Annotated in this window: 2 rRNA genes; both read right to left on the bottom strand. The window is 48.3% G+C overall.

The features are described from left to right. Window positions 1-5: 5 nt before the first annotated feature. Window positions 6-113, bottom strand: a 5S ribosomal RNA gene (gene rrf, locus AB671_RS04015). 155 nt (window positions 114-268) lie between these two features. Further along, window positions 269-2,693 (bottom strand): 23S ribosomal RNA (locus AB671_RS04010); the annotation flags it as partial.

Here is a 2,693-nt window from a genome sequence, read left to right as displayed (position 1 = left end):
AAAAAAACTGGCGGCGACCTACTCTCCCGCTTTCGCAGTACCATCGGCGCTGGTGGGCTTAACTTCTGTGTTCGGAATGGGAACAGGTGAGCCCCACCGCTAAAACCACCCTAAAGAAGGTATATAAGACTTGAGATTGATAGACTTGAGATATGAGACATTTCTTATAGTCTCTCATCTCTTATCTTTACATCTCTTGTCTGTTTTAATCGATAAGAATATTCACAAAGAGAGAACCTTGAAGTGCGCAATTAAGCATTGCCAATTAGGCTATAAATCTACGGGTAATTAGTACTACTCGGCTATGCTGTTACCAACTTTACACCTGTAGCCTATCAACGTGGTCATCTCCCACGACCCTTAAAAGATGTCTCATCTTGAGGCGAGTTTCGCACTTATATGCTTTCAGTGCTTATCTCTTCCAAACGTAGCTACTCAGCGGTGCTCCTGGCGGAACAACTGATACACCAGAGGTTTGTTCAAATCGGTCCTCTCGTACTAGATTCAAGCCCTCTCAAACATCTAACGCCCGCAATAGATAGAGACCGAACTGTCTCACGACGTTCTGAACCCAGCTCGCGTGCCACTTTAATGGGCGAACAGCCCAACCCTTGGGACCTTCTCCAGCCCCAGGATGTGACGAGCCGACATCGAGGTGCCGAACCTCCCCGTCGATATGAGCTCTTGGGGGAGACTAGCCTGTTATCCCCGGAGTACCTTTTATCCTATGAGCGATGGCCCTTCCATACGGAACCACCGGATCACTATGTCCTGCTTTCGCACCTGATCGACTTGTAGGTCTCACAGTCAAGCACCCTTATGCCATTACACTCTACGCACGGTTACCAAGCGTGCTGAGGGTACCTTTGAAAGCCTCCGTTACTCTTTTGGAGGCGACCACCCCAGTCAAACTACCCACCACGCAGTGTCCTTCTAAAAGAAGTTAGGCTCCAAGTAAGTAAAGGGTGGTATTTCAACGTTGACTCCACAAACACTAGCGTGCCTGCTTCAAAGTCTCCCACCTATCCTACACATTACTTACTCAAAGTCAATACGAAGTTATAGTAAAGGTTCACAGGGTCTTTTCGTCCCATTGCGGGTACTCGGCATCTTCACCGAGACTACAATTTCACAGAGCTCATGGTTGAGACAGTGCCCAGATCGTTACACCATTCGTGCAGGTCGGAACTTACCCGACAAGGAATTTCGCTACCTTAGGACCGTTATAGTTACGGCCGCCGTTTACTGGGGCTTCAGTTAAACGCTTCGCATTGCTGCTAACGCCCTTCCTTAACCTTCCAGCACCGGGCAGGTGTCAGACCCTATACTGCATCTTTCGATTTTGCAGAGTCCTGTGTTTTTGATAAACAGTCGCCTGGGCCTTTTTACTGCGGCCACCATTGCTGATGGCGTCTCTTCTCCCGAAGTTACGAGACTATTTTGCCTAGTTCCTTAACCATGATTCACTCTAGCACCTTAGGATTCTCTCCTCGACTACCTGTGTCGGTTTATGGTACGGGTTGCTTCACTTCGGCTTTTCTTGGAAGCACTTTCCCTACAACAACTTCGCCCGAAGGCTAGGTCTTGACTATTCCGTCAGTCTCCAGTAAGTACGGCACTCCGTCCCCTTTTTAGTGTGAGCAAGTATGGGAATATTAACCCATTGTCCATCCACTACCCCTTTCGGGTTCGCGTTAGGTCCCGACTAACCCTCAGCTGATTAGCATGGCTGAGGAAACCTTAGTCTTTCGGTGAGCGGGTTTCTCGCCCGCTTTATCGTTACTTATGCCTACATTTTCTTTTCTGTACGCTCCACCAAGACTCACGACTCAGCTTCTACGCAAACAGAATGCTCCCCTACCAGATATAATTCAAAAATTATAAATCCATAGCTTCGGTACTCTATTTATGCCCGATTATTATCCATGCCGGACCGCTCGACTAGTGAGCTGTTACGCACTCTTTAAATGAATGGCTGCTTCCAAGCCAACATCCTAGCTGTCAATGCAGTCCAACCGCGTTGCTTCAACTTAATAGAGATTTGGGGACCTTAGCTGTTGGTCTGGGTTCTTTCCCTCTCGGACACGGACCTTAGCACCCGCGCCCTCACTGCCGTGGAACATTTATTAGCATTCGGAGTTTGTCAGGAATTGGTAGGATTTGACTCCCCCGCATCCAATCAGTAGCTCTACCTCTAATAAACTTATACACGACGCTGCACCTAAATGCATTTCGGGGAGTACGAGCTATCTCCCAGTTTGATTGGCCTTTCACCCCTACCCACAGGTCATCCGAAGACTTTTCAACGTCAACCGGTTCGGTCCTCCACTTTGTGTTACCAAAGCTTCAACCTGCCCATGGGTAGATCACAAGGTTTCGCGTCTAATACTACTAACTAAGCGCCCTATTCAGACTCGCTTTCGCTCCGGCTCCGTACCTGAAGTACTTAACCTCGCTAGTAACATTAACTCGTAGGCTCATTATGCAAAAGGCACGCCGTCACCCAACTTGTGGGCTCCGACCGCTTGTAGGCGTACGGTTTCAGGTTCTATTTCACCCTTCTATTCGAAGTGCTTTTCACCTTTCCTTCACAGTACTTGTTCACTATCGGTCTTTCAGGAGTATTTAGCCTTGGAGGATGGTCCCCCCATATTCAAACAGGATTTCACGTGTCCCGCCCTACTCATTTATCA

The organism is Chryseobacterium sp. BGARF1, assembly GCF_001677955.1.
In the GTDB taxonomy this organism is placed as follows: domain Bacteria; phylum Bacteroidota; class Bacteroidia; order Flavobacteriales; family Weeksellaceae; genus Chryseobacterium.
This window is presented reverse-complemented; position numbering and strand designations above follow the sequence as displayed.